Origin of the sequence: Mycobacterium sp. 852002-51613_SCH5001154 (assembly GCF_001667425.1) — a bacterium.
Classification (GTDB): Bacteria; Actinomycetota; Actinomycetes; order Mycobacteriales; family Mycobacteriaceae; genus Mycobacterium.
Window position 1 is genome coordinate 136,860 of record NZ_LZII01000080.1, and the last position, 22,652, is coordinate 159,511.

22 protein-coding genes and 1 tRNA gene are annotated in these 22,652 nt (G+C 66.5%); 15 read left to right on the forward strand and 8 right to left on the reverse strand.

Annotated elements, in window-relative coordinates; translation table 11 throughout:
- Positions 1–113 precede the first annotated feature (113 nt).
- From A5750_RS21040 to A5750_RS21060, 5 genes are all read left to right on the forward strand, one after another.
- Complete coding sequence (locus tag A5750_RS21040; RefSeq protein ID WP_197505489.1) at positions 114–1,622, forward strand: mannitol dehydrogenase family protein; 1,509 nt, start codon at positions 114–116, stop codon at positions 1,620–1,622.
- Positions 1,619–2,476, forward strand: coding sequence for an HAD family phosphatase (locus A5750_RS21045; protein WP_066957521.1), 858 nt, complete (start codon positions 1,619–1,621; stop codon positions 2,474–2,476). Before A5750_RS21040 ends, A5750_RS21045 begins: the two co-directional genes overlap by 4 nt.
- 120 nt (positions 2,477–2,596) lie before the next feature.
- Complete coding sequence (locus A5750_RS21050; protein WP_066957523.1) at positions 2,597–4,009, forward strand: mannitol dehydrogenase family protein; 1,413 nt, start codon at positions 2,597–2,599, stop codon at positions 4,007–4,009.
- On the forward strand, positions 4,006–4,917 hold the full coding sequence (locus tag A5750_RS21055; protein WP_067265451.1) for a carbohydrate kinase: 912 nt from the start codon (positions 4,006–4,008) through the stop codon (positions 4,915–4,917). Before A5750_RS21050 ends, A5750_RS21055 begins: the two co-directional genes overlap by 4 nt.
- A 90-nt stretch (positions 4,918–5,007) precedes the next feature.
- Entirely contained in the window at positions 5,008–5,916 is a 909-nt protein-coding gene (locus A5750_RS21060) for a Ku protein (protein ID WP_066957527.1), read from the forward strand.
- 18 nt (positions 5,917–5,934) lie between these two features.
- On the opposite strand, the gene pstA is transcribed toward A5750_RS21060, so the two are convergent.
- From pstA to pstS (A5750_RS21080), 4 genes are all read right to left on the reverse strand, one after another.
- The gene (gene pstA, locus A5750_RS21065) at positions 5,935–6,837 is read right to left on the reverse strand and encodes a phosphate ABC transporter permease PstA (RefSeq protein WP_066957530.1); all 903 of its coding nucleotides are present in this window, start codon (positions 6,835–6,837) and stop codon (positions 5,935–5,937) included.
- Positions 6,834–7,832: a phosphate ABC transporter permease subunit PstC gene (gene pstC, locus A5750_RS21070; protein ID WP_066957531.1), complete on the reverse strand. Its 999-nt coding sequence runs from the start codon at positions 7,830–7,832 to the stop codon at positions 6,834–6,836. The genes pstA and pstC overlap by 4 nt, the downstream gene beginning before the upstream one ends.
- A 6-nt stretch (positions 7,833–7,838) precedes the next feature.
- On the reverse strand, positions 7,839–8,951 hold the full coding sequence (pstS, locus tag A5750_RS21075; protein ID WP_066957533.1) for a phosphate ABC transporter substrate-binding protein PstS: 1,113 nt from the start codon (positions 8,949–8,951) through the stop codon (positions 7,839–7,841).
- Between the two features lie 183 nt (positions 8,952–9,134).
- Positions 9,135–10,235 carry a phosphate ABC transporter substrate-binding protein PstS gene (pstS, locus tag A5750_RS21080; protein ID WP_067265559.1) on the reverse strand — a complete coding sequence of 367 codons (1,101 nt, stop codon included), beginning with the start codon at positions 10,233–10,235 and terminating at the stop codon, positions 9,135–9,137.
- A 277-nt stretch (positions 10,236–10,512) separates the two neighbouring features.
- On the opposite strand from pstS (A5750_RS21080), the gene A5750_RS21085 reads away from it, so the two are divergent.
- The 6 genes from A5750_RS21085 (at position 10,513) to A5750_RS21110 (ending at position 17,177) form a co-directional block, all read left to right on the forward strand.
- The gene (locus tag A5750_RS21085) at positions 10,513–11,304 is read left to right on the forward strand and encodes an SDR family oxidoreductase (protein ID WP_066957535.1); all 792 of its coding nucleotides are present in this window, start codon (positions 10,513–10,515) and stop codon (positions 11,302–11,304) included.
- A 24-nt stretch (positions 11,305–11,328) separates the two neighbouring features.
- Positions 11,329–12,405, forward strand: a complete 1,077-nt coding sequence (locus tag A5750_RS21090) for a diacylglycerol kinase (protein ID WP_066957537.1) — start codon at positions 11,329–11,331, stop codon at positions 12,403–12,405.
- 49 nt (positions 12,406–12,454) lie between these two features.
- Positions 12,455–13,762, forward strand: coding sequence for an Nramp family divalent metal transporter (locus A5750_RS21095; RefSeq protein WP_369817365.1), 1,308 nt, complete (start codon positions 12,455–12,457; stop codon positions 13,760–13,762).
- On the forward strand, positions 13,763–14,818 hold the full coding sequence (locus tag A5750_RS21100) for a poly-gamma-glutamate hydrolase family protein (RefSeq protein ID WP_066957541.1): 1,056 nt from the start codon (positions 13,763–13,765) through the stop codon (positions 14,816–14,818).
- 23 nt (positions 14,819–14,841) lie between these two features.
- The gene (locus tag A5750_RS21105; RefSeq protein WP_082948243.1) at positions 14,842–15,666 is read left to right on the forward strand and encodes an LLM class F420-dependent oxidoreductase; all 825 of its coding nucleotides are present in this window, start codon (positions 14,842–14,844) and stop codon (positions 15,664–15,666) included.
- A gap of 113 nt (positions 15,667–15,779) precedes the next feature.
- Positions 15,780–17,177, forward strand: a complete 1,398-nt coding sequence (locus tag A5750_RS21110; RefSeq protein WP_082959163.1) for a phosphoribosyltransferase family protein — start codon at positions 15,780–15,782, stop codon at positions 17,175–17,177.
- A gap of 17 nt (positions 17,178–17,194) precedes the next feature.
- On the opposite strand, the gene A5750_RS26170 is transcribed toward A5750_RS21110, so the two are convergent.
- The gene (locus A5750_RS26170; RefSeq protein ID WP_197505490.1) at positions 17,195–17,362 is read right to left on the reverse strand and encodes a hypothetical protein; all 168 of its coding nucleotides are present in this window, start codon (positions 17,360–17,362) and stop codon (positions 17,195–17,197) included.
- A gap of 278 nt (positions 17,363–17,640) precedes the next feature.
- Between A5750_RS26170 and A5750_RS21115 the strand changes: the two genes are divergently transcribed.
- From A5750_RS21115 to A5750_RS21125, 3 genes are all read left to right on the forward strand, one after another.
- Positions 17,641–18,066 carry a hypothetical protein gene (locus tag A5750_RS21115; protein ID WP_067265455.1) on the forward strand — a complete coding sequence of 142 codons (426 nt, stop codon included), beginning with the start codon at positions 17,641–17,643 and terminating at the stop codon, positions 18,064–18,066.
- A gap of 94 nt (positions 18,067–18,160) precedes the next feature.
- Positions 18,161–18,613, forward strand: a complete 453-nt coding sequence (locus A5750_RS21120) for a DUF5709 domain-containing protein (protein ID WP_067265458.1) — start codon at positions 18,161–18,163, stop codon at positions 18,611–18,613.
- Between the two features lie 209 nt (positions 18,614–18,822).
- Positions 18,823–18,895: transfer RNA gene (locus A5750_RS21125), tRNA-Arg, on the forward strand.
- A 1-nt stretch (position 18,896) separates the two neighbouring features.
- On the opposite strand, the gene A5750_RS21130 is transcribed toward A5750_RS21125, so the two are convergent.
- From A5750_RS21130 to A5750_RS21135, 3 genes are all read right to left on the reverse strand, one after another.
- Positions 18,897–19,130, reverse strand: a complete 234-nt coding sequence (locus A5750_RS21130) for a hypothetical protein (RefSeq protein WP_066957546.1) — start codon at positions 19,128–19,130, stop codon at positions 18,897–18,899.
- A 46-nt stretch (positions 19,131–19,176) separates the two neighbouring features.
- A complete protein-coding gene (locus tag A5750_RS25980; RefSeq protein ID WP_156659761.1) occupies positions 19,177–19,317 on the reverse strand; it encodes a hypothetical protein in 141 nt (46 codons plus the stop codon).
- An 84-nt stretch (positions 19,318–19,401) separates the two neighbouring features.
- The gene (locus tag A5750_RS21135) at positions 19,402–20,880 is read right to left on the reverse strand and encodes a DUF4185 domain-containing protein (RefSeq protein WP_066957548.1); all 1,479 of its coding nucleotides are present in this window, start codon (positions 20,878–20,880) and stop codon (positions 19,402–19,404) included.
- A gap of 544 nt (positions 20,881–21,424) precedes the next feature.
- On the opposite strand from A5750_RS21135, the gene A5750_RS21140 reads away from it, so the two are divergent.
- The gene (locus A5750_RS21140; RefSeq protein WP_066957549.1) at positions 21,425–22,651 is read left to right on the forward strand and encodes an acetyl-CoA acetyltransferase; all 1,227 of its coding nucleotides are present in this window, start codon (positions 21,425–21,427) and stop codon (positions 22,649–22,651) included.
- Position 22,652: the final 1 nt, after the last annotated feature.

Sequence of the window (22,652 nt, forward strand, 5' to 3'; positions counted from 1 at the left end):
CAGCGATCATGGCTTCCCACCACGGATTATGTCTCAAACGTAAATTTGTGTGACGTCGATTACGAAGGCGTTAGACCCGCGGGCAGCCCGGGCACGGAGTACCGATGCGCATAATGTCCCGGCGTCCAGAAGGCGGCGTCCCCCTCAGCAATGCCACCCTGCAACTGCATTCTCAGCGAATCGCAATACCCACTTACGAGAGGTCGGCCCTGCAACGCGGTGTCGTTCACATCGGTGCGGGCAACTTCCACCGCGCACATCAGGCCGTTTACTTCGACGACCTTGCCCGCTCGGGCATTTCGCATCGTTGGGGTGTTACCGGCGTCAGCCTGCACTCCCCGGGTGCCAAAGACTTGCTGTCCGCACAGGACGGGCTCTACACCGTCGTGCAGCGCGGCCATGACGGCCAGACCGCCCGCGTGGTCGGATCGATCGGCTCCGTCCATTACGCACCGCATGACGGCGCCGCGGTCCGTGCCGCCCTGGCCGATCCCCAAACCCGAATCGTCAGCCTGACCATCACCGACAACGGATACTTCCTGAATCCAGTCACCGACGAGTTCGACGCGAACCACCCCGACGTGCGCGCCGACCTGGTCGCGTCCGATGGCTACGCCACCGCGTGGGGATATCTGGCAGAAGCTCTCGATCGGCGCCGCCGCGCGGGCTTCGCGCCATTCACCGTGCTCTGCTGCGACAACATTCCGGGCGACACCCGGCCGGCGAGAACCGCGCTGGTGTCGTTCGCCGCGTGCAAGGATCCGGGGCTTGCCCGCTGGATCGAAAAGCATGTCGCGTTCCCGTCGACCATGGTCGATCGCATCACCCCGCAAACCTCGAACTCGGAGCGCAAATTCGTCGAGCAGACGTTCGGCGTCGCCGACAGGTGTCCGGTCGTGACCGAGCCGTATCGCCAATGGGTGATCGAGGATTCGTTCAGCAACGGGCGGCCGCCGCTCGAGGAGGTCGGCGCCGAATTCGTTGCCGATGTCAGCGACCACAAGCTGATCAAGACACGTCTTCTCAACGGTACCCACATCGCGCTCGCGTGCCTGGCCACGCTGGCCGGCTACCAGCGCACCGACGAAGCGATGCGCGACCGCGTCATCTTCGATTACGTCGAGAAGCTGCTGCGCGACGAGATTCAACCGCTGCTGCCCGCAATCCCCGGAATGAACACCCCCGAATACCGGGCCACCTTGCTCGATCGGCTGGGCAATCCCCGCATGAGCGACCAATTGTCGCGGCTGGCCCGGCGGGGAACGAGCAAAATCACCTCGTTTGTGCTGCCCTCCCTGCAGGAGGCGATCGCGCAGGGTCGACCGCACACGCTGCTGATGTTGGCCGTTGCCGGATGGGCCAGGTATATGCGCGGCCACGACCTGAAGGGCCGCAAGCTGCGCCTGGACGACTCGCAGGCGATACCGGTGGCTAAGTTGGCCAACATGGCGGGCAACAACCCAGATCCGCTGCTGCGGCATGCGATGTTCGCCGAGCTGCGCGCAGTTCCCGGCTTTGCGGAGCGCCTCGGCGAGATGATTGCGCAGATCGACACGCGCGGCGTGGTGCCCACGCTGCGTGACGCGATGCGCAACGACGAACGAGAGTTGGTGGCACGATGACCGATGGGCTGACCATTGTGCGCACGTTCGACCCGGCGCCGATCACGACTTTGCTATGTGACGCCGATGACAACCTGTTCGCTTCGGAGCGGCCGGCGTTCGAAGCGTCGACCGAGGTAATGAATCGCTTCCTGGCCAGGTTCGGGGTGACCGCTCCGCTCGACTCGGAGGAGTTGCGTAAGCGGGCCGTCGGGAAGAACTTCCGCGCCATGGCTCTGGGCCTGGCGGTCCAGTGCCAACTGCCACTCGACCCCACGTTGGCCGACGGCCTGCCTGGGGCACTGGTCGCCTCAGCCGGCGACTTGGCGAGCGGCAACGCGTTGTCCGCCGACGAACTCGAGCAGTGGGTGCGCGAAGAGCGCGAACGGGTCACCGCGCATCTGGCGGTCACCCTGACCCCCGACCCGCATGTGCTGCAACCGCTGCGAGACCTCGCACCGCACTACGCGCTGGCGGCCGTCAGCTCCAGCGCCACCAAGCGTCTGCGCGCCTGCTTCGCCGCCACCGGCATCGACTCGCTGATACCGGAGGCCGTGACTTTCAGTGCGGAGGACTCGCTTCCAGTGCCGACAAGCAAACCCGACCCGGCGGTGTATCTGCACTCCGGTGAGGTCATGGGTGTCGCAGCGGAACAGGGGCTGGCCATCGAGGACTCCGTGGCCGGCGTGAGTTCCGCGGTCGCGGCCGGCTTCGCCACCGTGGGCAACCTGATGTTCGTGTTACCCGACGAACGGGATTGCCGCCGAACGGAATTGATCGATGCCGGCGCAGTCGCAATAACCGATTCGTGGCGTGCGCTTGCCGATGTCCTGCTGTTGTCGGCTGTGCCGGCCGGAGGTCCTCCCCCCGCGTAGGACATCACCTGGTCCGGGACTGGTCCGCCGACCGGGCCTCGGCCCTCGGGCCGTCATATCGTCGAGAGTGGCTGCGAGCCCGGTAACGATCCGGTCTGTGGCCCGGTGAGGAGTTGGCCAATGGTGGCTCGCGCGATCAACCTGAATAATGCGTCGCTTTCCGAACTGCCGATCGACGCGCCGAACTATGACCGCGGCAGCGTGACCGTCGGTATTGCGCATATCGGCGCCGGTCATTTCCACCGGGCGCATCAGGCTGCGTACCTCAACCTGCTGATGCAGCAGGGCCTGGCACACGACTGGGGCATCTGCGGCGTCGGGGTGATGCCCGCCGACTGGACGATGCGCGATGTCCTCAACGGTCAGGACGGCCTGTACACGTTGATCTTGGAGAATCCCAACGGCAGCCGGGATGCCCAAGTCATCGGGTCGATCGTTGACTACCGCTATGCCCCGGACGATCCGGAATCGGCGTTAGAGGTGCTCGTCGCGGCATCGACCCGGATCATCTCGCTGACCATCACCGAAGGCGGGTATCGCGACCCCGATGGGCCGGCGTTCGCGTTGATCACCGAGGCGCTCGCCAGGCGGCGCGATCGAGGAGTCCCCGCGCCGACCGTGGTCTCTTGCGACAACATCGAGAACAACGGTGAAGTCGCCAGGCGTACCGTGCTCGCCAGTGCCGAACGCAGAGATCCCGCGCTGGCCGAGTGGGTGGCCGAACACGCTCGGTTCCCTAGTTCGATGGTTGACCGCATTACTCCGGCAACGACTTTGGAGATGGCCGCGGAAGTACGGCGAGACTTCGGCGTCGACGACCGGTGGCCGGTGGTTGCCGAACCCTTCACCGCCTGGGTGATCGAAGACGACTTCGCCGATGGTCGGCCACCGCTTGAACAAGCGGGGGTGTTGATGGTCGACGACGTGCGCCCATACGAGCTGATGAAGCTGCGGCTGCTCAACGCGGGGCATCAGTGCCTGGCCTACTTCGCCCATCTGTGCGGCTTCCAGTTCGTCCACGAGGCGGCGCGCGATCCCCTCTTCGCCGAATTCCTGCTCTCTTACTTCGACACCGAGGCCATCCCCACCCTGCCGCCGGTGCCGGGAATCGACCTGCACGAGTACGGCCGCACGCTGGTCGAGCGGTTCGCCAACCCCGCCGTGCGCGACACCATCGCGCGCCTCTGCGCCTACTCGTCGGACCGCATCCCGAAATGGCTGTTTCCCGTCATCTGCGACAACCTGGCCACCGACGGACCGGTTCAACTGGCGGCCGCGGCGGCGGCCAGCTGGGCCCGCTACGCCGAGGGCACCGACGAATGGGGTAAGCCGTACGAGGTGGTGGACCAGCTCGCGGATTCGCTCATCCCGATCGCCCGGTCGCAACACCAGAATCCGACCGCGTTCATTGAGGTGACCGCCGTGTTCTGCGATCTGGCCCACCAACCGCGGTTCGTCGAGGCGTATTGCTGGGCGCTGGATTCGTTGCACAGCAAGGGAGCTCGGGCGACGTTGGAGGCTTTGGTGCGATGACCCGCGGGCTGGTGATCGGTGAGTCACTGATCGACATCGTCGACGGCGACGAGCATGTCGGTGGCAGTCCGCTCAACGTGGCCGTCGGACTCGCCCGGCTGTGCCGCGACGTCGACTTCCTGACCCACATCGCCGACGACCCATATGGCCGGCGCATTGTGGACTACGTGAAAGCTGCTGGTGCACAGCTAGTCCCGGGTAGCATTGCGGCTATCCGGACACCGACCGCGGTAGCTACCCTCGCCGAGGACGGGTCGGCGGACTACGCGTTCGATCTGGACTGGCGGCTCTCCGGCACACCAGAAGTTCCGCCACCACTGTTCGTCCATACCGGATCCATCGCCGCCGTGCGGGAGCCGGGCTGCCTTGCGGTCGCGGCGCTGATCGACACCTACCGCGTCTCGGCCACGGTCACCTTCGACCCGAACGTCCGGCCGTCGCTGATCGACGACCCGGCCTCGGCGCGAGCCCGCATCGCGCGTCTGGTGGAGCTCAGCGACGTCGTCAAGGTCAGCGACGAGGACCTGCGCTGGATCGACCCCGATCACGAACCGGAGCAGACCGCTCGAAGCTGGCTGGCGTCGGGACCGGCGATCGTGGCGGTGACGATGGGCGCCCGTGGCTCGCTGGCCCTGTGCTCGGCCGGCGAGGCGCGCGCGGCCGCCAGGCCGGTGCGGGTGGTGGACACCGTCGGCGCCGGTGACGCCTTCGCGGTCGGGCTCCTCGATGCGCTCTGGGGAATGAACTTGTTGGGCGCCGACCGCCGGGCCGCCCTGCGCAACATCCCGATCAATGTCCTCGCGGAAGCGCTCGAGGCGGCCAGCCTTTCGTCGTCCGTGACCGTGGGCCGCGCCGGGGCAGCCCTCCCCTATCGCGCCGACCTGCGGGCCCGGGCAAACCGGCCGTAGCTTCTCGGCAGGCCTCGATGCGGTCACGAGCTGCGGCGCAACGGCCCCGCGTCCTGTTAGCCGGCGAACAGTATGGGCATACTGACTTACATGCGCTCCATCTGGAAGGGCTCGATCGCGTTCGGGCTGGTCAACGTCCCGGTCAAGGTGTACAGCGCCACCCAGGACCACGACATCAAGTTCCATCAGGTGCACGCCAAGGACAACGGCCGCATCCGATATCAACGCGTGTGCGAGGTGGACGGCGAGGTCGTCGAATACCGCGACATCGCCCGGGCGTTCGAATCCGATGACGGGCAAATGGTCATCATCACCGACGACGACATCTCCACCCTGCCCGAAGAACGCAGCCGCGAGATCGAGGTACTGGAGTTCGTGCCCGCCGAAGAGGTCGACCCCATGCTGTTCGACCGCAGCTACTTTCTGGAGCCGGATTCCAAGTCGTCGAAATCCTATGTGTTGCTGGCAAAGACGCTCGCCGAGACCGATCGGATGGCGATCGTGCACTTTACGCTGCGCAACAAGACGCGGCTGGCGGCGTTGCGGGTCAAGGACTTCGGCAAGCGCGACGTGATGATGGTGCACACCCTGCTGTGGCCCGACGAAATCCGCGACCCCGACTTCCCGGTGCTGGACAAGGAAGTCGAGATCAAGCCGGCGGAGCTCAAGATGGCCGGTCAGGTAGTGGAGTCGATGGCCGAAGACTTCAATCCGGACCGCTACCACGACACCTACCAGGAGCAGCTGCAGGAGCTCATCGACGCGAAACTCGAAGGCGGCGAAGCCTTTACCACCGAGGAGCAACCGAAGGAACTCGACGAGACCGAGGACGTCTCCGACCTGCTGGCCAGGCTGGAAGCCAGCGTGAAGGCGCGCTCCGGTAACGGGAAGGCTCCCGCGAAGAAGGCGCCGGCCAAGAAAACGGCCGCCAAGAAGACCACCGCGAAAAAGGCACCGGCGAAAAAGGCACCGGCCAAGAAGGCCGCATCGAAATCCTGACGCGGAACCGCCGCGTGGTCAGCGCCGGCGGCTCGCCAGGAACCGGGTCGCCGCCGCGATCAGGTTGATCACGGCGACGATGATGATCAGGCTCAGCGCCGCGCCCCAGATGCGCAGGAAACCGGCGCGCTCGGGATTGGTGAGTTCGGTGTAGATCAGCAGCGGGAGCGAGGCCATGTTGCCGTGGAAGATGTCGAGGTTGATCGACCGGCTGTAGCCGACCAGCACCAGCACCGGGGCGGTTTCGCCGACGACCCGAGCGACGGACAGCAAGACGCCGGAGACGATGCCGGGCATCGCGATCGGGAACACGATCCGCATGATGGTCTTCCACTTGGGAACCCCGAGCGCGTAGCTGGCTTCGCGCAGATCGTCGGGCACCAGCCTGAGCATTTCCTCGGCGGACCGCACCACCACCGGCAGCATCAACAAGACCAGCGCCAGCGACACGGCGAACGAGCTCTGCTGGAATCCCAGGGTGGCGATCCAGAGGCTGAAGATGAACAGCGCGGCCACGATTGAGGGCACCCCGGCGAGCACGTCGACCATGAACGTCGTCAGCCGCACCAGCCGGCCGGTGCCGTATTCCACCAGGAAGACGGCGGTCATCAGGCCCAGCGGCACGGACAACAGGGCGGCGACGCCGGCCTGCACGACCGTCCCGTACAGCGCGTGATAGATGCCGCCGGCAACCTGCTCCGGCAAAATCCCGTGCAGCGAGTGGGTCCACCAACCCGTTCGGGTGACCGCGTACCAACCCCGGGCCACCACGACCGACAGCACCCAGACCAGCGGCACCAGCGCGATGAGGAACGAGGCGACGAAGAATACGGTCGCCGCGCTGTTCGTGAGCCGGCGCCGGACGCTGACGGGCCGGAACGCCTGGGTTTTGACCGGCCGGTCGAACACGCTGGCCGTCATCCGTTGACCTTCCCGCCGGCGATGGCACGCGCGAGCGCGTTGACGACGAACGTCAAGACGAACAACGCGAATCCCGCGGCGATGTAGGCCCCGGTGGGCAACGGTTCACTGAATTCTGCTGCCGCGGAGGCGATCTTCGAGGCGAACGTGTAGCCGCCGTCGAACAGCGACCAATTGCCCGGGCGCGCGGCGGAACGCAAGATGATCAGGACCGCCACCGTCTCGCCGAGCGCCCGGCCCAACCCCAACATGGACGCCGCGATAACGCCGCTGCGGCCGAACGGCAGCACGGTCATCCGCACCACCTCCCATTTGGTGGCACCCAGCGCTTGCGCCGCTTCCATCTGGATGTGCGGGGTCTGCCGGAACACTTCCCGGGAGACCGACGTGATGATCGGCAGGATCATCGCCGAGAGCACGATGCCCGCGGTGAAGATGGTGCCGCCACCGGCCAGCGAGACGTTGCCCTGCTTGAACAGGAACAACCAGCCGAGGTTGCGATTCAGGAAGGCCGCGACCGGCTCGATCCGGGGCGCCAGCACGAAGATGCCCCACAACCCGAAGATGATCGAGGGCACCGCGGCGAGCAGGTCGACGATCGCCCCGAACGGGCGGGCCAGCCGCTTGGGCGCGTATTGGGTGAGGAAGACCGCGATCCCGACCGCGACCGGCACGGCCACCACCAGCGCGGTGAGCGAACTGAGCACCGTAACCATCAACAGGTCACGAATGCCGAACGCCAGCTTCCCCGCGTCCGTGGTGCTGAACTGGGCGCTGGTGAAGAAGTTCGCGTGGTTGACCCGCAACGACGGAACGGCACGGATCAGCAGGAACACCGCGATCAGCAGGATCGCGACCACGATCGTCGACCCGGCAGCGGCAGCCGTCAGCTTGAACAGCCGGTCGCCCCGCCGAGCTGACGGCGCGCCCAGCGCCTTGAGCTCGGGTTTTTTCGGAGTCGACGGGCTGGCTACCGCTCCTCGGGTCACGACCACCTCAAATCACGTGATGGCGTTGATCGAAGCCGACAGTCTGGACTTGAACGAATCCGGGATGGGGATGTACCCATTGTCGGCGAGGCCACTCTGCCCCGCACCGATCGTACTTTGCAGGAACGCCTTCACCGCAGTGCCGACCTGCGAATCGGGATACTTCGAGCAAACGATCTCATACGTCGCCAGCACGATGGGGTACGACCCGGGCTGGGTCGGCTTGTAGAAGGAGAGCGTGTCGAGCACCAGGTCGTTGCCCTGCCCGCTGATCTTGGCCCCGGAAATCGTCTTGCCGACCGAGTCGGAGCTGATCGCGACCGCGTCGGGACCGGCGGACGTGACGACCTTGGCCATGTCCAGTTTCTGCGCCTGAGCGAACGACCATTCGTTATAGGTGATGGATCCCTCGGTGGCCTTGATCGCCGCCGACGTGCCGTCGTTGCCCTTGGCCCCCTCACCGACGCCGCCCTTGAACGTCTTGCCGGCGCCCTTGCCCCACGCACCGTTGGAGGCCGCGTCGAGGTACTTCTGGAAGTTGTCCGTGGTGCCGGATTCGTCGTTGCGGAACACGACGTGAATCGGCTCGGCGGGCAAAGTCACACCCGAGTTGAGCGCCGCAATGGCCGGGTCATTCCACGTCGTGATGGCGCCGTTGAATATTTTCGCCGCCGTCGGGCCGTCGAGGCTCAGCGAAGTCAGGCCCTTGACGTTGTAGGTGATGGCGATCGGGCCGAACACCACGGGCAGGTTCCATGCCGGTGAGCCGCAACGCTGCTGCGCCGCCGCGTACTCCTTGGCAGCAAGCGGCGAGTCCGATCCGCCGAAATCGGTTTGGTTGCCGTTGAATTCACTGATTCCCGCGCCCGAGCCATTGGCGGTGTAATTCAACGTCTGACCGGAGCAGGCTTGCTCGAAGGCGTTGACGAAGCGCGTCATCGCGTTGGCCTGGGCGGTCGACCCGCTGGCCTTCAAGGTCTTCTTTCCGCCACAGGCGACCTTGCCCGACGACGAACCGCTCGTGGCGCTTCCGCCACCGGCGTTGTTGTCACTTCCGCACCCCGACAACGCCAGCGCACCAGCGGTCACGACGCTCATCGCGACACCGAATCGGTTGAGTTTCAAGTCACTTCCTAACGGTAGGGATGAAACATGATTGCCGACGTTCTTCCAGCCGCTGCGCGGCGACCAGCGTCTCTCGCAGCAACGAAGCTAACAGCAAGAAGGTTAACGTTGGGCAAATTGCTGCCGGCCGATTGTCGCTGGCCAGGACGGCTTGCGGACGGCCGCGCGCGGCTGCCGGGAGGCTCACGAAATGGCGTCGATCGCCGCCGACAACCGGGCCTTCAAGGATTCCGGAACGGGAATGTAGCCGTTGTCCGACAGGCCGTTCTGCCCCGCACCGACGGTGCTCTGCAGAAACGCCTTCACGGCGCCGGCGACCTGGGGATCCGGATACTTCGAGCAGACGATCTCATACGTGGCGAGCACGATCGGATACGAGCCGGGTTGGGTCGGCTTGTAGAAGGAGAAGGTGTCGACGACCAAGTCGTTGCCCTCCTCGACGAAGTCGGCACCGGCGATCGTCTTGCCGACCGAGGCGGCGCTGATCGCCACGGCATCCGGGCCGGCCGATGTGACGATCTTGGCCATGCCCAGTTTCTGCGCCTGGGCAAACGACCATTCGTTATAGGCGATGGATCCCTCGGTGGCCTTGACCGCCGCCGACGTGCCGTCGTTGCCCTTGGCCCCCTCACCGACACCGCCATTGAACGTCTTCCCGATGCCCTTGTCCCAGGCACCGTTGGCGGCCGAGTCCAGGTACTTCTGGAAATTGTCCGTCGTACCGGACTGGTCGTTGCGGAAGATCACCCGAATCGGCTCGGCGGGCAACGCGACGCCGGGGTTCAGCGCCGCAATCGCCGGATCGTTCCAGGACGTGATGGCACCCTTGAACACTTTCGCGGTCGTCGGACCGTCCAGATTCAGCGAAGTCACACCCGTGACGTTGTAGGTGATCGCGATAGGCCCGAACACCACCGGCAAATTCCACGCCGGCGAACCACAGCGCTGCCGCGCCGCGAAGTGTTCGATGGGAGCCAACGGTGAGTCCGAGCCGGCGAAATCCGTTTGTTTTCCGGTGAATTCGCCAATACCCGCTCCGGACCCGTTGGGCGTGTAGTTCAGCGTCTGGCCGGGGCAGGCCTGCTCGAACGCCTTGATGAAGCGGGTCATCGCGTTGGCCTGGGCGGTCGACCCGCTGGCCTTCAGCGTCTTCGTCCCGCCGCAGCTCACCTTGCCCGGCGGCGTGCCCGGCCCCGCCCCGTTGTCATTGCTTCCGCAACCCGGCAACGCCAGGGCGACGACGGCCAGGACACTTAGCGCGGCGCCGAATCGATTCAGCCCCAATACGATCCCCATCGGGATAGGTCAAACATGAACGCCACCATTCAATAGCCGCCGCGCGCCGACAAACGGTCAGCAATAAGGCTAGCGCCGGCCTTATGTTCTCGCAGTGGACGCGAACGCGGCGAGGTTGACCCGTTCCAACGGGCCCGGAAGCGGGCGCGGGGCGTTACATCGCGCCGTCGATATGCAAAAGTAGAACCTGTTCCAGAAATGCCGCATCCGAGACGGCGAGGCTTGCTACCGTGTCGGCTGACAACTTGGGCGAAGAGAGGCCGCAATGATCCTTGACAGATTTCGTCTCGACGACAAAGTCGCCGTCATCACCGGCGCCGGCCGCGGCCTCGGGGCGGCTATCGCCCTGGCTTTCGCCGAGGCCGGTGCGGATGTCCTGATCGCCTCGCGAACGGAATCGCAACTAGAAGGCGTCGCCGCACAGGTTCGTGCGGCCGGGCGTCGGGCACACATCGTCGCCGCCGACCTGGCCCACCCCGAGGTGACCGCGCAGCTGGCCGGGCAGGCCGTCGAGGCCTTCGGGAAACTAGACATCGTCGTCAACAACGTCGGCGGCACCATGCCCAACACGCTGCTGACCACCTCGACCAAGGACCTCAAGGACGCATTCACCTTCAACGTCGCCACCGCCCACGCGCTGACCGTCGCGGCGGTACCCCTCATGCTCGAGCACTCCGGCGGCGGCAGCGTCATCAATATCACCTCGACCATGGGCCGGCTCGCCGGGCGCGGCTTCGCCGCCTACGGCACCGCCAAGGCCGCGTTGTCCCACTACACCCGGCTGACCGCCCTGGACCTGTGCCCACGCATCCGGGTCAATGCGATCGCACCGGGATCGATCCTCACCTCCGCGCTGGACGTCGTCGCGTCCAACGACGAGCTGCGCGCGCCGATGGAGAAGGCCACGCCCATGCGCCGACTCGGTGATCCCGTCGACATCGCCGCCGCCGCAGTCTATTTGGCGTCTCCGGCGGGGAGCTTCCTGACCGGCAAGACGCTGGAGGTCGACGGCGGCCTCACCTACCCCAACCTCGACATCCCCGTCCCGGACCTGTGACCCCCGACCGCTAAGGAGCCCGCCATGGCAATCCCCGTCGTTCAATTGGGCACCGGCAATGTCGGCGTCCACGCGCTGCGAGCGCTCATCACCAATCCCGAGTTCGAGCTCAGGGGCGTCTGGGTGTCCTCGGACGCCAAGGCCGGTAAGGACGCGGCGGAGCTTGCCGGGCTTCCCGATTCGACCGGCGTGCTGGCCAGCACCGACCTGGACGCCGTACTCGCCACCGGACCGCAGTGCGCCGTTTACAACGCGCTGGCGGACAACCGGTTGCCCGAGGCGCTGGAAGACTACCGGCGCGTGCTGGCCGCCGGCATCAACGTCGTCGGCAGCGGCCCGGTCTTCTTGCAGTATCCGTGGCAGGTGATTCCCGAAGAGCTCATCAAGCCCATCGAAGATGCTGCGCGCGAAGGGCATTCGAGCGTATTCGTCAACGGGATCGATCCCGGCTTCGCCAACGACCTGCTGCCGCTGGCGCTGGCCGGCACCTGTCAGAACATCCAGCAGATTCGCTGTATGGAGATCGTCGACTACGCCACCTATGACAGCGCCGCGGTCATGTTCGACGTGATGGGCTTCGGGAAGCCGCTCGACGACGTCCCCATGTTGCTGCAGCCGGGCGTGCTCAGCCTGGCGTGGGGATCGGTGGTTCGGCAGCTGGCGGCCGGTCTGGGGATTTCGCTCGACTCGGTCGCGCAAGAGTACGTGCGCGTGCCGGCGCCGGAGGACTTCGACATCGCGTCCGGGCACATCCCCAAGGGCAGCGCCGCGGCGCTGCGGTTCGAGGTATTCGGCATGGTCAACGGCGACCCCGTCGTCGTCCTCGAACACGTCACGCGGCTGCGCGAGGATTTGTGCCCGGACTGGCCGCAGCCCGCCCAGCACGGCGGGTCGTACCGCATCGAGATCACCGGCGAACCCTCCTACGCGATGGATGTCTGCCTGAGCAGCCGCAAGGGCGACCACAACCACGCCGGGCTGGTCGCCACCGCGATGCGGGTGGTCAACGCGATCCCCGCGGTGGTGGCCGCCCCGCCGGGAATCGTGACGACGCTGGACCTGCCCCTGATCACCGGCAAGGGCCTTTACCTGCCGGGCTGATCGCCGGGCGCGGCCGGAAGCGCCGGCGCCAGTGACCGCGTCTGCCCGAATGGTGGGTGGCCTCCGGGTATGCCTGGAGTCTTCGGCTAACCTCACTTTCTTATTCGGACGTGTGAATCGAGGGCGACACTTGACGCAGAGCAGCCAGGACTCGCTGAAAAGCAGTTGGTATCTGCTCGGGCCCGCCTTCGTCGCCGCGATCGCCTATGTCGATCCGGGCAACGTCGCCGCCAACGTCAGCTCCGGCGCAAAGTTCGGATACCTGCTGCTGTGGGTCATCGTGGTGGCCAATGCGCTCGCCGGTCTGGTGCAGTATCTGTCGGCCAAGCTCGGCCTGGTCACCGGACGATCGTTACCCGCGGCCATCGGCAAGCGAATGAGTCGTCCGGTCCGGCTGGTCTACTGGGTCCAGGCCGAACTGGTGGCGATCGCCACCGATATGGCCGAAATCGTCGGCGGCGCAATCGCCTTGCGGATTCTGTTCGATTTGCCGCTGCTGCTCGGCGGCGTCATCACCGGGTTGGTGTCGTTGCTGTTGCTGGCGATCCAGGACCGGCGCGGGCAGATCATCTTCGAGCGCGTCATCACCGGACTGCTGCTCGTCATCGCCATCGGCTTCGCGGCCAGCTTCTTCGTGAAGACGCCTCCACCGGACGCCGTCCTGGGCGGGCTGCTGCCGAGATTCCAGGGCACCGAAAGCGTGCTGCTGGCAGCCGCCATCCTGGGCGCCACCGTGATGCCGCACGCCGTGTACATGCATTCCGGGCTGGTCCTCGATCGACACGGGCATCCCGCCGAGGGCGCCGCGCGACGCCTGCTGCTGCGGGTCACCCGGCTGGATGTCGTCCTGGCGATGGCCGTCGCGGGAACGGTGAACGCCGCGATGCTGCTGGTCGCCGCGATCAACCTGCAGCACCGCGACATCCACGCGTCCATCGAGGGCGCCTACTCCGCGATTCACCACACCCTCGGTGCGGCCATCGCGGTGCTGTTCGCGATCGGGCTGCTGGCGTCCGGGCTGGCGTCGTCGTCGGTGGGCGCCTACGCGGGCGCCATGATCATGCAGGGGCTGCTGCACCGCCGGATCCCGATGCTGGTGCGCCGCTTGGTCACCGTGTGTCCGGCCCTGGTGATCCTCGCGGTCGGGTTCGACCCCACCCGGGCGCTGGTGCTGTCCCAGGTGGTGCTGTCGTTCGGGATACCGTTTGCGGTCCTTCCGCTGGTGAAGCTGACCAGCGACCGCGATCTGATGGGCAGCGACACCAATCATCCCGTCACGACGATTGTTGGCTGGGCCGTCGGCGTATTGATTAGTCTGCTTAACGTGGTGCTCATCTGGCTGACGGTGACCGGCTGAATGCCGGCCCGCCGGCACGCCTACTTCGCATACGGGTCGAACCTGTGCGTCAGGCAGATGGCGCTGCGGTGTCCGGACGCCGCCGATCCGCGGCCGGCGGTCCTCTCCGATCACGACTGGCTGATCAACCAGCGCGGCGTCGCCACGGTCGAACCGTGCACGGGGACTCAGGTGCATGGCGTGGTCTGGCAGATCTCAGATGGTGACCTGGCCACCCTGGACAGCGCCGAGGGCGTGCCGGTGCGCTACCGGCGAGACCGGCTGACCGTGCACACCGACGACGGATCGTCGCCGGCCTGGGTGTACATCGACCATCGGGTCACACCGGGCCCGCCCCGACCGGGCTACCTGTCCAAGATCGTCGACGGCGCCGTGCAGCACGGGTTGCCGCAGCGCTGGATCGACTTCTTGCGGCGCTGGGATCCCTCGCACTGGCCTCGCAGGGTGTCGGCGTCAGGTCCTGCGCCACAATCCCTTTCAGCGTTGCTGAGCGAGCCCGGAGTAAGCGAGGCCAGTCAATTGCGTTCGCGTTTCGGCTTTCTGGCCATCCACGGCGGCGGGCTGGAAGAGATGACCGACGTGATCGCCGAACGTGCCGCCGACGCCGCTCACGCCTCGGTGTACGTGCTGCGTCATCCCGACCGCTACCCGCACCACCTGCCCTCGGCGATGTTCGACCCGGCCGAGTCGCCGCGGCTCGCCGAATTCCTCGACCATGTCGACGTTGCGGTGTCGCTGCACGGCTACGGCCGAATCGGGCGCAGCACGCAATTGCTGGCCGGCGGCCGCAACCGCGCGCTGGCCGCACACCTGGCCCAGCACATCCAGTTGACCGGGTATCGGGTCATCACCGACCTCGAGGACATCCCGCCGGAGTTGCGCGGTCTGCATCCGGGCAATCCGGTGAACCGCGTGCGCGAAGGCGGGACCCAGCTGGAGCTGTCTCCCCGCGTGCGCGGCCTGAGCCCGCGCAGCCCGATGCCCGGCGACGACGGCCTGTCGCCGGTCACCACGGCCCTGATCCAGGGGCTAGCGGAAGCGGCACGTTGTTGGTAGTTGTCCTCATCTGTTGAACGGAGTTGTTGGTGGCCAAGGAATTTCGCTTTGGAATGAGCATGCGCTTCATCAAGTCGCGCGCAACTTTCGTCGACAAGGTGAAGCAGGCGGAAGACATCGGATTCGATGTGCTTTGCGTGCCAGACCATCTCGGCGCGGTTGCCCCGATTCCGGCACTGACCGCGGCCGCCATGGTCACCGACAAACTCAAGCTGAGCATGTATGTGCTCAACGCCGCCTTCTACAAGCCCGCCCTGCTCAGCCGGGACCTGGGCGACTTGGACAAGCTCAGTAACGGCCGCCTCGAAATCGGGCTCGGCACCGGGTATGTCAAGGAAGAGTTCGACGCAGCAGAGCTCCCCTACCCCAGTGCCGGCGCCCGGGTGGACTACCTCAACCACATGACGAAATATCTGAAGGAGCATCACCCGACGACACCGATCCTCATCGCGGGCAACGGCGACCGGGTGCTGACCATTGCCGCCCGGCACGCCGACATCATCGGGCTGACGGGTTCGAGGGTGAAAGAGGCCGACGACCCGCTGACCGAACGCGTCGAGTTCGTCCGTAACGCCGCCGGCGACCGATTCGACGCGCTCGAATTGAACCTTGCCGTCACCGCGGTCCCGGCCGAGGGCGAAAGCCTGCCCGACCTGACGATGACCCGTCGCTACGCGGCCGGGTTGTCCGACGACGAGATCCTGGCCATGCACTCGGTGCTGACGGGCTCGCCCCGCGAGATGGCCGACACGCTGCGGGAGTACCGGGAGAAGTACGGCGTCACGTTCATCACCGTCCAGGACAACCACGTCGACAACTTTGCAAAGGTCATCGCCGAACTGCGCTGACCGGTTGGCTGCGGCCGCGCGGTGACCTCGGCGAGCGGTAAGGAGGCGTTGGTCCCCCGGTAAGTGGCCTTAGGGCCCTTCGGCGCGCCCGCAGACCGCGACACACTCGGGAGATGACTCGAAGCGATTGGGGGCGGCCGCTGGGGCAGCGGCTGGCTTCGCTGCGCGGCGATTCGAGACTGTTCGACGATCGTGTTGACGCCGGGCGACAGCTGGGAAAAAGCCTGGAATCGTTGCGCGGTCACGATGTTTTGGTGCTGGGCCTCCCACGCGGCGGTGTGCCGGTGGCCTTCGAGGTCGCCAAAGCCCTGGATGCTCCGCTCGATGTACTGGTGGTGCGCAAGCTCGGGGTCCCGTTCCAGCCCGAATTGGCCTTCGGTGCGATCGGCGAGGGCGGGGTGCGGGTGATCAACGACGCCGTGGTGCGTGAGGCCCGGTTATCCGCGGACGAGATTGCCGCGGTCGAGGCGAAGCAGCGGGCCGAGTTGGCTCGTCGCTCGGAAAGATTCCGCGGCGGGCGTGACCGGATCCCGTTGGCGGGACGGACCGCGGTGATCGTCGATGACGGCATCGCGACCGGCGCGACGGCCAGAGCCGCCTGCGAGGTGGCCCGCGCACAGGGCGCGAGCAGGGTTGTCCTGGCCGTTCCGATCGGCGGACGCGACGTCTTCGAACGGTTCGCCGGGTACGCCGACGAGGTGGTTTGTTTGCATACGCCCGAGTTCTTCTTCGCCGTGGGCCAGGGCTACCGCAACTTCACCCAGACATCCGACGACGAGGTGGTCGCGCTACTCGATCGCGCCCGCGACCGTTCTCGGGGGCCGATCGCCGGCGCCGCCGCGGACGACCCGCCCTTACGCGACGAAGAAGTCAGGGTCAGCACCGGATCGGTGGCGGTGGCCGGACATCTGACGATTCCCGAACATCCGGTCGGCGTGGTGTTGTTCGCGCACGGCAGTGGGAGCAGCCGGCACAGCCCACGCAACCGCTACGTGGCCGACGTGCTGAACGGCGCGGGTCTCGCCACGCTGCTGTTCGACCTACTGACCCCGGAAGAAGAACGAAATCGCGCCAACGTGTTCGACATTGAGCTTTTGGCGCGACGACTGGTCGACGTAACCGGCTGGCTGAGCCGCCAGCAAGACACCGCCGCTCTGCCGGTCGGTTACTTCGGCGCCAGTACCGGCGCGGGCGCTGCCCTGGTCGCCGCCACCGACCCGCGGGTAAACGTCGCGGCTGTGGTGTCCCGGGGCGGGCGGCCCGATCTGGCGGGCGCGTTCTTGGCCAGGGTTTACGCGCCGACGCTGCTAATCGTTGGGGGCAACGACGACGTGGTGCTGGACTTGAATCGGCAAGCACGCGCCGCGATCCCCGGCAAGTGTGAACTGGCCGTCGTGCCGGGCGCCACCCATCTCTTCGAAGAACCCGGGACGCTCGAGCGGGCCGCGACGCTGGCCCGCGATTGGTTCATCGAGCACCTGAGCCCGGCTGCTCTGACCGCGAACCCGTAGTCCGACGGCTCCGATGCCTAACTCGGCGGCACGTGCTCCCCGGCCCGCGGGCACTCGTCGGGCAGATGGATGAGCACCGCGTCGTCATCGGCCGGCGCGGCTTGGCCGCGGCGATGTGCAGTCAGGTAGAGCCATCCCGGTCCGATGGTTTGTTTGCAGCGGGCGCATAGTGGGCCTGCGGCCATTGCTGCCTCCCTTCCCGAAGTCACGACCCCGGTTGTCATTCTCCGCGTCTTGGCCATTCGCGGGCTGTCATTTGGGGACATCGGTTGCCGCGTAGCGTGATTCGGGACGTGCACGGTGCCCGGGCCGACTAGACGGCGTCGCGAGTTGGGTAAAACCATTGAACCGCAAGCTGACACGGCGCGGCCCGCTGCCAGACCGAATCCACCCGACAAAGGTGGACTCAAGACATGACTTTCGACTCTCGCCGGCAACGGGTCAGCCGCGCAGACTGCAGGGCATGACCACATCCGACGACACCGCCCAAACCTGGCGCGACGTGGCCGACCAGCTCACCGCTGCGCAGATCGCTCAGCTCGAGCGCCTCGAACGCGACGAACCGCAGACGCTGCTGGAAATGGCGCGGCAGTGGGCGGACAAGAATGTGTCCGCTGGGATGCCATTCGACTCGATCGCGCCCCCCGACGGTGCGGTTCGGACCTTCGACTGGCAGCTGGACAGGAACTGGTTTCGCGACTTTGAGGGGACCACTCGGCGAGGCGGGCGGGCGCGCGTGCAGATCTACGGTCGACAACAGTTCGACGGCTCGACGCGCCGCTGGATCGCCGTGCATGCCCGCCACCTGGACGCGCTGGACGGGATCGCCGCGCGCGAACTCGCCGCGGCGTTGACCGACGCGGCCGACGAGATCGAGCGGCTCGGCTGAGGATGTTCCGGATGGAACTGGCCCTACCGCTCGACGAGACATATATTGCGGCAGAACAGGTATCGAGGAACGGCGAACACATGACAGGCAAATCGTGACTTCTCACTATGAGACCGGCCCCGCGGCCGGCGAATACAGCGTCGAGGACGACAATCAGCTTCAACCGGAGGACACCCTGATAGACCGCGGCGTGGACGACATCCTCGACGAGGGGTATTCGCCACCCGAGCGGCCTTACGGACGAGGCGCATTCGGTCCGGGCGAGACCATGGATCAGCTCCTCGCCGAGGAAGAGCCGGACCCGGCGGCACGCATCAATGTCGCGCTCGACGAAGCCGAGCAGCAACGCTCGGATGCATCCGAACGCGAGTGCGAATTCCCCCGGCAGCGCGAGGTGGGCCGCGCCCGAGCCGGCCGCCTCGTCGCGCCGGACGAGGGATTCGGCGGGGACTACGAGGATGAATTGGTCGCTTCGGACGTCGGGCTCGACGGGGGCGCAGCGTCCGCCGAGGAAGCCGCGATGCACGTCATCGAGGACGAGGACTGACCGAACGGGCGAGTCCGGCGGCTAGCTCGTGACTACTTCGCCGGCTGACACCCAACCGCGCTGAGCGACCACTACCGTGGACGAAGGCATGGAAGGGCACCGGTCGCCATGAGCGGACCGGCTACACTCACGGCGCAGGACGCTGGACGCACCTTCTGAACGCCTTCACGGACGCGACCCGGGTGCGGTCGGGTGTTCGCAGACGGCCCGCCCTCGTAGCTCAGGGGATAGAGCACGGCTCTCCTAAAGCCGGTGTCGCAGGTTCGAATCCTGCCGGGGGCACTCAGGGTCTAATCCCGTAACCCTCGCCGTCGTCAGCCAGGTAGGTGACGTCGTACCAGCGTCGAGGCGGTTGGGCGCCGGTGTCGTACTCCTCGGTGGCGGTTGCCCGCTCCAGCCGAACATCCGTCAAAAGCGGATTGTGCACGCGGATATAGTCTTCGAGCTCAGCAAGCAGCGCATCGCCCGTCAGTGTCACGTCCGCGAGCGCCTTTGCTTCACGCTTCGCCCAACTCACGCGTACATATTGCCCCGGCCGTCGCGGCCGGCGCCGTCGCGCTGGGTTATGTCGCCATCCGCCCGTCGAGCATGATGCCGAGCCGGACGGCGCCGTCGCGGCGGCGCACGCCCTCGATGCGGATCTCGATGTCTGGCCGCCGCGGCTTGCCGGCGGTCGACGTGGCCGGGTTCTCGAAAGTGATCATCCTCGATCTCCTCTCTCGCTAGGCCCCCGATTCATCCAGGGTGCGCCTGCTTTACCGACTATTGGGGGTGCGACACGATCACGATTAGGGCAAGACGGTGTGCATCAGCATCACGTCGTATGCCGACCACAGCGACAGGTTGAAGTACAGGTCCCGCCCCGACGACCAGGGATGAATCATCGGCGCATAGATGCCGCCGGGCATCGAGAAGGACGACACGAGCGGTTGCTCGGGGCTCCACGGCCCCTGCGGTGCCGGCGCGGTGCGTGCGACCACGTCGTTGCTGCCACCGTTGGTGTAGAGCACCAGGTATTGCTTGAGATAGCTGTTGTATTGGGCCGACATTTCGCCCACCGGGCCCGGGAAGATCGGCGTCGCCGCGCCCGGGTTGTTGGGCACCCAGCGGCCGCCGTTGTCGCCGTTCCAGTACTGGTACTTGGTGAGGTCGGGCAACTGCCCCGGCGGCACCCGCGACAGGAACGCCGCGCCGCCACGTCCCGATGGGGTCCCGAATTGATACAGGTAACCGTCGTTGCCCTTCATGAAGGCGCCCATTTGGAAGTTTTCGTTACCGGGGGTGAACCCGGCTCCCGGAATGGCGTCCGCGGAGGCCGTGCGGATCGAGGTGGGGAAAATCCCCCAGTTCTGGCCGTTGTCGTTGGACCGCGCGATCGCCGAGTAGTTCGTGCTCCATTCGCCGTCTCGGCCCCACTGCCGGATCGACATGTAGCTCATGTACTGCGTCCTGCCGATCGAGATGCCGGCGGTCGGAATGATCCCCGTCTCGTGGGCGGCCTTGTGGATGGTGTTGACGACCTGCTTGGACAGGCTCGGCGCCCACACCGGTGAACCGGAGTACCGGTCGTTAGGGACGCCCTCCGCGATGTGGATTCCATGCGACAGATCCCGGTCCGAGCTGCGGAACAGCGTGTTGTAGCGCCACTGTTGACCCTTGACCTTGCAATAGCCGAAGGTGTCGCCGAAGGCCATTAGGACCTGACGGTTCCCGGGATCCCCGTTGTCCCAAGCGATACCGAGGTCGGTGCCGGAAATGCTGAAACGCTGCAGCGTCTTGTTCGGACCGTCGGGTCCGGTCACCCAGTCGACCAGCGAGGTGGGCGCCCCGGCAATCGAGACCGGCGGCGCCTCCGCCGGCGGCTGCGGCGGCGGGACGGGGGCCGCGTTGGGCTGCAGCTGACCGGCGTTGGGCGGTTGCGGCAGACCGGGGACGGGAGGATTCGGCCCGGGCGGAAGAACCTCCGCTTGCGGTCTCATCGGCGCGGCCTGCCGAGGGACCGCCGGCTTGAGGAATGAGGAGATCAGCGGTCCCAGCCTGGGCAGCGGCGCCTGGTCATTGGTGTGGGTGGGTCTGCGCCCGGTGGGCGGTTGGACGACCGGCTGCGGTGCGGGCATCGCCGGCTGCGCGGCGGGCGGTTCCACATTCGCTTCGGGCGCTCCGCACGGGGTGGCATTGGCCGCTGGCGCCGGGCCGACCACGTAGACGAGTCCGACAGCGGCCGCCGACGCCATCGATAGCGACACACTTCGAAGAATCGCCGACATCTAACACCTTTCGAGCTGCGGGGACACCGCATTGACGTCCGTAGTTGGCTCATGTGACGATAGTGATTGGCGCGACTGTTGTGACTAGTGATGCGGCGATAGGTACGCATCCGTGACCGTGTCGAAACCCACCTCGGCGGGGTAGCCCTTCGGCACCCGCGGTGCCTGCCGCAGGCGCCCCGCAAGTGTTGGCCCGCCGGTGGCAACGAGCCAACCCGGCCGTCGAAGGACGCGTCCGCACGCGTCCGATTCGCAGTGACGGGTGCGGCCCCCAAACCGTCGTGCAAGACGCCGGAGACAAACTCGAAGACCGCAAAATGTTTTCGCCCTCACTCGATGAGGTTGAGTTCCGCATGTTTGTCTGCCGCCGTACGGGGCAATGTTTCATGAGAGGCGAACGCGTCGGCCGGCCTTCGCGTACGCCTAGGTCCCGTCGGTTCAGCCCGAGAGCCGACGGGGCCGCCCCAATTTCGGGCACGTTTTCGACCGCAACCGCCCGCGATACGCCTGAACCACGAGGTTTTCCAGGAGTACCGTGCGGCGTATGGATGACTCGGCGGGTGTGTGGATCCTGGGCGGTTGGCAAACCGATTTCGCCCGCAACCTCACCAAGGAGGGCCGCGACTTCGCCGACCTGACCGCGGAGGTAGTCCAGGGCACGCTCGCCGCGGCCAAGGTGAACCCAGCCGACATCCAAGTGGTCCACGTCGCGAACGCCTTCGGGGAGATGTTCGCCGGCCAGGGCCACCTCGGGGCGATGCCGGCCACTGTCTGCGCCGGCCTCTGGGACGCTCCGGCCTCCCGCCACGAGGCGGCGTGCGCGTCCGGCAGCGTCGCGACGCTGTCGGCGATGGCCGACCTGCGGTCGGGCGCCTACGACACCGCACTGGTGGTGGGGATCGAGCTCGAGAAGACGGTGCCCGGCGACACCGCGGCCCAGCACCTGGGTGCGGCCGCCTGGACGGGCCACGAGGGCGCCGACGCGCGTTACCTGTGGCCGTCGATGTTCGCCCAAGTCGCCGACGAATACGACCGGCGCTACGGCTTGGACGACGCACACCTGCGGGCGATCGCGCAGCTGAACTTCGCCAACGCGCGGCGTAACCCCAACGCCCAGACACGTGGATGGACGGTCCCCGACCCCATCACGGACGACGACGCCACCAATCCGATCACCGAGGGCCGGTTGCGGCGCTTCGACTGCAGCCAAATGACCGACGGCGCAGCAGGATTGGTTTTGGTCGGCGACGCCTACCTGCGCGAGCATCCCGGCGCGCGCCCGATCGGGCGCATCGAGGGCTGGGGGCACCGAACGGTGGGGCTGGGTCTGCGGCAGAAGCTGGACCGAGCCGTCGACGACCCCTACGTCCTTCCGCACGTACGGGCCGCGGTGCACGACGCGCTGCGCCGCGCCCGGCTGACCCTGGACCACCTCGACGGGTACGAGGTACACGACTGCTTCACCCCCAGCGAGTATCTGGCCATCGACCACATCGGGCTGACCGGCCCCGGTGAGTCGTGGAAGGCCATCGAAAACGGTGAGATCGAGATCGGCGGCCGGCTGCCGATCAACCCCAGCGGCGGACTGATCGGCGGCGGCCATCCGGTCGGGGCGTCCGGCGTGCGCATGCTGCTCGACGCGGCCAAGCAGGTCAGCGGCGCTGCCGGGGAGTATCAGGTCGAGGGCGCCAAGACGTTCGGCACCCTTAACTTCGGCGGCAGCACCGCCACCACGGTGAGTTTCGTTGTCAGCACAGCAGAAAGCGTGTGAC

Bases quoted from the DNA above. Each gene is read 5' to 3' on its own strand.
- A5750_RS21040 (WP_197505489.1), top strand. From the start codon at position 114: ATGTCCCGGCGTCCAGAAGGCGGCGTCCCCCTCAGCAATGCCACCCTG.
- A5750_RS21045 (WP_066957521.1), top strand. From the start codon at position 1,619: ATGACCGATGGGCTGACCATTGTGCGCACGTTCGACCCGGCGCCGATC.
- A5750_RS21050 (WP_066957523.1), top strand. From the start codon at position 2,597: ATGGTGGCTCGCGCGATCAACCTGAATAATGCGTCGCTTTCCGAACTG.
- A5750_RS21055 (WP_067265451.1), top strand. From the start codon at position 4,006: ATGACCCGCGGGCTGGTGATCGGTGAGTCACTGATCGACATCGTCGAC.
- A5750_RS21060 (WP_066957527.1), top strand. From the start codon at position 5,008: ATGCGCTCCATCTGGAAGGGCTCGATCGCGTTCGGGCTGGTCAACGTC.
- pstA (WP_066957530.1), bottom strand. From the start codon at position 6,837: ATGACGGCCAGCGTGTTCGACCGGCCGGTCAAAACCCAGGCGTTCCGG.
- A5750_RS21085 (WP_066957535.1), top strand. From the start codon at position 10,513: ATGATCCTTGACAGATTTCGTCTCGACGACAAAGTCGCCGTCATCACC.
- A5750_RS21090 (WP_066957537.1), top strand. From the start codon at position 11,329: ATGGCAATCCCCGTCGTTCAATTGGGCACCGGCAATGTCGGCGTCCAC.
- A5750_RS21095 (WP_369817365.1), top strand. From the start codon at position 12,455: ATGGTGGGTGGCCTCCGGGTATGCCTGGAGTCTTCGGCTAACCTCACT.
- A5750_RS21100 (WP_066957541.1), top strand. From the start codon at position 13,763: ATGCCGGCCCGCCGGCACGCCTACTTCGCATACGGGTCGAACCTGTGC.
- A5750_RS21110 (WP_082959163.1), top strand. From the start codon at position 15,780: ATGACTCGAAGCGATTGGGGGCGGCCGCTGGGGCAGCGGCTGGCTTCG.
- A5750_RS26170 (WP_197505490.1), bottom strand. From the start codon at position 17,362: ATGGCCGCAGGCCCACTATGCGCCCGCTGCAAACAAACCATCGGACCG.
- A5750_RS21115 (WP_067265455.1), top strand. From the start codon at position 17,641: ATGACCACATCCGACGACACCGCCCAAACCTGGCGCGACGTGGCCGAC.
- A5750_RS25980 (WP_156659761.1), bottom strand. From the start codon at position 19,317: ATGATCACTTTCGAGAACCCGGCCACGTCGACCGCCGGCAAGCCGCGG.
- A5750_RS21135 (WP_066957548.1), bottom strand. From the start codon at position 20,880: ATGTCGGCGATTCTTCGAAGTGTGTCGCTATCGATGGCGTCGGCGGCC.
- A5750_RS21140 (WP_066957549.1), top strand. From the start codon at position 21,425: ATGGATGACTCGGCGGGTGTGTGGATCCTGGGCGGTTGGCAAACCGAT.